Origin of the sequence: Xenorhabdus sp. NBAII XenSa04 (genome assembly GCF_963866145.1) — a bacterium.
In the GTDB taxonomy this organism is placed as follows: Bacteria; Pseudomonadota; Gammaproteobacteria; order Enterobacterales; family Enterobacteriaceae; genus Xenorhabdus; species Xenorhabdus indica.
Genome location: NZ_CAWMEB010000407.1, coordinates 1 through 5,039 on the forward strand (window position 1 = coordinate 1; position 5,039 = coordinate 5,039).

Below are 5,039 nucleotides of genomic sequence, written 5' to 3' on the forward strand. Positions count from 1 at the left end.
TACCAATTTTTCTAGAAAAAGATCAGAGAATTCAAAAAGGGAAAAATATCAGTTCAATAGATGCCTCTGTCACTTTAAACATTGAACCTTGATTATGCCAGGCTCCTAATACACCACGATGCACGGTTTTATCGTTGATTTGGATATCATGGATCGCTGGACGATGAGTATGTCCGTGGATCATCCAATCAACCTGATATTGGTTAAAGTGTTTAATAACAGTCTGTTGGTTGACATCCATGATTGATTCGGATTTCTGTCTATTAGCATATTGGCTTCCGGCCCGCATTTTGGCTGCAATTTTTAGCCGAATAAACAAGGGAAGAAGTAAAAACAGCCGCTGGATCCACGGGGTATGTACTCGTTTACGATATTGTTGATAACCTGCGTCATCGGTGCAGAGTGTATCGCCGTGCAAGATCAGAATACGTTTACCGTATAATTCCAATATCTTTTCTTGCGGTAGCAGAATCAAGCCACTCTCTTTGGCAAACCGGGAACTTAACAAAAAATCACGGTTACCATGAAGAAAATAGCACGAAACCCCTTTTTGTCTCAGTGTATTAAGTGCCTGGGCTATTTCCGTATGCAGAGGATTGGGATCATCATCGCCAATCCAGTAATCAAAAAAATCACCGAGGATATACAGACTTTCAGCATGAATTGCATCTTCACGCAAAAAACGTAGAAAACCGGCAGTAATTGCCGGTTCCTGCGCACTGAGATGCAAATCTGCAATAAACAGTGTACTCATGTAACGATTAACTATTCTCTAGCTGGATATTATATAAATAATTATTCGCTGACAGTAACACGTTCAATGATCACATCTTCGTGTGGTACATCTTGGTGCATACCGCTGCGGCCAGTGGAAACACCTTTGATTTTATCAACCACATCCATACCTTCCACAACTTCAGCAAATACACAGTAACCCCAGCCGTCCGGACGTTCTGAGCGGAAATTCAGAAAGTCATTATCAACAACGTTGATGAAGAACTGAGCCGTTGCGGAATGTGGATCATTGGTACGTGCCATTGCGATAGTACCACGACTATTATTCAGGCCATTATTGGCTTCGTTCTGGATAGGGGATTGAGTCGTTTTTTGCTTCATACCAGGTTCAAAACCACCACCTTGAATCATGAAGCCATTGATGACGCGGTGAAAAATCGTGTTGTCGTAGAAGCCTTCACGGCAGTAATTCAAAAAATTGTCAACAGTTACAGGCGCTTTTTCAGCGAAAGTATTAATGACAATATCGCCGAAATTGGTATGAAAAGTCACCATAATAGAAATCCTAATAATAATTTTGATTGACCCTAATATTCTAGAGTGTTCGGAACAAGGGCTTTTATACCATATCTGTGATCTTGAGTCAGTACTCTGCAATCTCATGTGAACAAGGCGGATCGCAATGCTTGCAAAGCTCACCATATCAGGGTGAAATAGCCCACTTGGCTTTTCATATTATAGTTTATTTATGTAACTGATAAGGAAGCCTATAATCAGCGGATTTATTCGCTTTTGTTTTTTATTACACGTACATCAATTTTTACGGAAAACCCACCGATGCTAAAAATTTTCAATACTCTCAGTCGCCAAAAAGAAGAATTTAAGCCGATCCATAAAGGGAAAGTGGGCATGTACGTGTGTGGCATCACCATTTATGATCTATGTCATATTGGCCACGGCAGAACCTTTGTTGCTTTTGACGTTATTTCCCGTTACCTGCGTTATTTAGGCTATGATTTGACCTATGTTCGTAATGTTACGGATATAGATGACAAAATTATCAAGCGTGCTATTGAAAATAATGAAAGCTGTGAAGCGCTGACTACACGTATGTTGAATGAGATGTACAGCGATTTTGATGCACTGAATATTCTGCGTCCAGATTCAGAGCCACGTGCAACTCGGCATATCCCTGAAATTATTGAACTCACTGAGCAGTTAATTAAACGTGGTCATGCTTACGTTGCAGATAATGGTGACGTGATGTTCTCCATTGATACCAATCCTGATTATGGGCTGCTTTCTCGTCAGGATTTGGAGCAATTGCAGGCGGGAGCGCGTGTTGAAATTGCTGATGTAAAACGTAATCCAATGGATTTTGTATTGTGGAAAATGTCCAAATCGGGCGAACCTAGTTGGGAATCTCCATGGGGTTCAGGCCGTCCGGGTTGGCACATTGAATGTTCTGCTATGAATGCCAAACAGTTGGGGCATCATTTTGATATTCATGGCGGTGGTTCAGATTTAATGTTCCCGCATCATGAAAATGAGATTGCCCAATCTACCTGTGCTCATGAAGGCCCTTATGTGAACTATTGGATGCATTCTGGCATGGTGATGGTGGATAAAGAGAAGATGTCCAAATCTCTGAATAACTTCTTTACTATTCGTGATGTGCTAGAATATTACGATGCTGAAACTGTGCGTTATTTCCTGATGTCTGGTCACTATCGCAGCCAGTTGAACTATACAGAAGAGAATCTAAAACAGGCTCGTACTGCACTTGAGCGTCTGTATACTTCTTTGCGTGGGACAGATAAATCTGCCCAGCCTGCTGGTGGTGAAGCTTTTGAATCCCGTTTTGTGGAAGCGATGAATGATGATTTCAACACGCCGGAAGCCTATTCCGTGATGTTTGACATGGCTCGCGAGATCAACCGCCTGAAAGCAGATGATATGGCTGCGGCGAATGGTCTGGCGGCTGAGCTACGTAAACTGGCGGGTATTCTGGGTCTTCTGGAGCAAGATCCTGAACAGTTCCTGCAAAGTAGTGCTCATGCGGATGATAACGTTGCCCAAATCGAAGCGCTGATCAAACAGCGTAACGATGCTCGTAAAAACAAAGAGTGGGTTTTGGCTGATGCCGCGCGTGACCAGCTTAATGCAATGGGTATCGAACTGGAAGATGGCCCACAGGGCACAACATGGCGCTGTAAATAAAGAATTTTTCTAAGCCGTAAATATGCCAAAACCGCCCCATATGTGGGCGGTTTGTTTGATTACTGTAATATATTATGTAATGTTTTAATCACAGTAATGTTTATAGTGATATTATTTTTAATAGCCAAACTTATTTGATAAATAAAACAGACTATTTTATTGATTCGTATTTAAATATTTAGGATAGAAAGCACTTCCAGAGTGATAAGTAACTTTTCCTGAAAAAGTATCTCGTTTTATAGAAATAAAAGAAGAATGACTCAGATGTTCTGGTATTTGATGCTTACTATCACTGGAATCGAGATTCAGAAGAGAAATAGTCACTCTGCGTTTAGATTTACTTAACTTATGAGACATACCCAACAACCTTCTTGCAGCTCTATTACTAAACATAATCAACTCCTTTTCAGTTGTAAGTGAGTCTCTCAGTATAGCAACTTATTAGAAAACCAAAATATTGTTGGCATGATTGTTTATTAAGATATCGTTAATGTCACATATCTTGTAGAGAAAACCAGATAAATTTGTATTAAGAAAAAGAAATCTGTTTATAAATAAAAAACTGCACCTTAAATGCGTAGAGAATATAAGGTACAGTTTTTCCGAAGGATATTATCGGAGACTCAATGCTACTGAGCTACCCTTCAACGCGCACAGATTCACCGTTAAAAGTAACAACTTTCCCGGCGACGATCTTGCAGCGTTTGCGGGTTTCCACCTGGGAATCAACTTCTACTAAACCCTCTGCAATCACAGCCTTCGCAGCAGCACCACTTTCACACCACCCTTGAAACTTCAGTAGATCACACAGTTCTACATAAGGGTGACTATCTAAATAAAAAATGTCCATCAGTATCCTTCAGTTGTATCTACATCATGGTATTCCTCGCATGCTTGCAAGGTATTTTGAATTAATGTCGCAACTGTCATTGGGCCAACACCACCCGGCACAGGAGAAATCCAACTTGCACATTCAGATGCCTTATCGAAATCGACATCTCCAATGACTTTACCATTTTCCAGACGGTTGATGCCGACATCAATCACAATAGCGCCGGGTTTTATCCATTCACCAGGAATGAAGTTGGGTTTACCAACAGCCACAACTAATAAATCGGCCTGTTCAACATGCTGGCGCAGGTTCTTGGTAAAACGATGCGTTACTGTTGTGGTACAACCTGCTAACAGTAATTCAAGGCTCATTGGACGCCCGACAATATTGGAAGCACCAATGATAACGGCATTCAACCCATAGGTATTGATATTACAGCGCTCCAATAACGTCACAATACCTCGTGGAGTACAAGGGCGCAGCTTTGGCGCACGTTGACACAATCGGCCAATATTGTAAGGGTGAAACCCATCGACATCTTTATCGGGATGAATACGTTCCAGTACCTTGACATTATCAATACCGGCGGGGAGGGGAAGTTGAACTAAGATACCGTCAATTTCTGGATCTTTGTTCAGGTTATCTATCAGGGTGAGTAATTCGGCTTCGCTGGTGGTGTCTGGTAAGTCATAAGAGCGGGAAGTAAAACCAACTTCCTCACAAGCGCGGCGTTTGCTCGCGACATAAATCTGGGAGGCGGGATTTTCTCCTACTAAAACGACGGCAAGCCCAGGGGCACGTTTTCCAGCAGCAACACGCTGCCTGACTTTTTCTGCTACTTCGTTTCTGATTGTCTGCGCAATCGTTTTCCCATCAATAATTTTTGCTGACATATAGTTAAGATTCCATCATCGAGTATAGGAACAGGAGCTATTTTGTCAGAACATGAACCGCCTGTCAGTTATTAATAATTAATCATAAAATGAGCATATAAGCTAAAAGGTCATTGACTCAAGCCATTATGCCCGTATAATCCACCCCTGCATTAATTGTGCTTCTTATTTCACATCCTAATGCGCCCTTAGCTCAGCTGGATAGAGCAACGGCCTTCTAAGCCGTAGGTCACAGGTTCGAATCCTGTAGGGCGTACCATCCATTCATATCGTAACGTCTTCCGAAGTCTACAAAATCCTAATAAATACGCAGTGTTGGCCTTTTTCCGTTCTCCTATAGTCTAGTAAGGTATGTTGAA

Annotated in this window: 6 protein-coding genes and 1 tRNA gene; 2 read left to right on the plus strand and 5 right to left on the minus strand. The window is 41.6% G+C overall.

The features are described 5' to 3' along the window. Positions 1–31: 31 nt before the first annotated feature. Positions 32–754, minus strand: a complete 723-nt coding sequence (lpxH, locus tag AAC147_RS15005) for a UDP-2,3-diacylglucosamine diphosphatase (protein WP_047682562.1) — start codon at positions 752–754, stop codon at positions 32–34. Between the two features lie 41 nt (positions 755–795). Then, positions 796–1,290, minus strand: coding sequence for a peptidylprolyl isomerase B (gene ppiB, locus AAC147_RS15010; protein WP_047682564.1), 495 nt, complete (start codon positions 1,288–1,290; stop codon positions 796–798). 282 nt (positions 1,291–1,572) lie between these two features. Between ppiB and cysS the strand changes: the two genes are divergently transcribed. Beyond that, positions 1,573–2,955 carry a cysteine--tRNA ligase gene (gene cysS, locus AAC147_RS15015; protein WP_047682566.1) on the plus strand — a complete coding sequence of 461 codons (1,383 nt, stop codon included), beginning with the start codon at positions 1,573–1,575 and terminating at the stop codon, positions 2,953–2,955. A 156-nt stretch (positions 2,956–3,111) separates the two neighbouring features. Here cysS and sra read toward each other — a convergent pair whose 3' ends face one another. From sra to folD, 3 genes are all read right to left on the minus strand, one after another. Next, on the minus strand, positions 3,112–3,348 hold the full coding sequence (gene sra, locus AAC147_RS15020) for a stationary-phase-induced ribosome-associated protein (protein ID WP_072032522.1): 237 nt from the start codon (positions 3,346–3,348) through the stop codon (positions 3,112–3,114). A gap of 244 nt (positions 3,349–3,592) precedes the next feature. Next, positions 3,593–3,805: a ribosome-associated protein YbcJ gene (gene ybcJ / locus AAC147_RS15025; RefSeq protein ID WP_047682569.1), complete on the minus strand. Its 213-nt coding sequence runs from the start codon at positions 3,803–3,805 to the stop codon at positions 3,593–3,595. Further along, a complete protein-coding gene (gene folD / locus AAC147_RS15030; protein ID WP_047682571.1) occupies positions 3,805–4,680 on the minus strand; it encodes a bifunctional methylenetetrahydrofolate dehydrogenase/methenyltetrahydrofolate cyclohydrolase FolD in 876 nt (291 codons plus the stop codon). Before folD ends, ybcJ begins: the two co-directional genes overlap by 1 nt. A 182-nt stretch (positions 4,681–4,862) precedes the next feature. Here folD and AAC147_RS15035 point away from each other — a divergent pair. Then, a tRNA-Arg gene (locus AAC147_RS15035) sits at positions 4,863–4,939 on the plus strand. The last annotated feature ends 100 nt before the right edge of the window (positions 4,940–5,039 follow it).

What these genes read in the sequence shown, in the direction of transcription:
- ppiB (WP_047682564.1), bottom strand. Translation starts at nt 1,290, where the DNA reads ATGGTGACTTTTCATACCAATTTCGGCGATATTGTCATTAATACTTTC.
- ybcJ (WP_047682569.1), bottom strand. Translation starts at nt 3,805, where the DNA reads ATGGACATTTTTTATTTAGATAGTCACCCTTATGTAGAACTGTGTGAT.
- folD (WP_047682571.1), bottom strand. Translation starts at nt 4,680, where the DNA reads ATGTCAGCAAAAATTATTGATGGGAAAACGATTGCGCAGACAATCAGA.
- lpxH (WP_047682562.1), bottom strand. Translation starts at nt 754, where the DNA reads ATGAGTACACTGTTTATTGCAGATTTGCATCTCAGTGCGCAGGAACCG.
- sra (WP_072032522.1), bottom strand. Translation starts at nt 3,348, where the DNA reads ATGTTTAGTAATAGAGCTGCAAGAAGGTTGTTGGGTATGTCTCATAAG.
- cysS (WP_047682566.1), top strand. Translation starts at nt 1,573, where the DNA reads ATGCTAAAAATTTTCAATACTCTCAGTCGCCAAAAAGAAGAATTTAAG.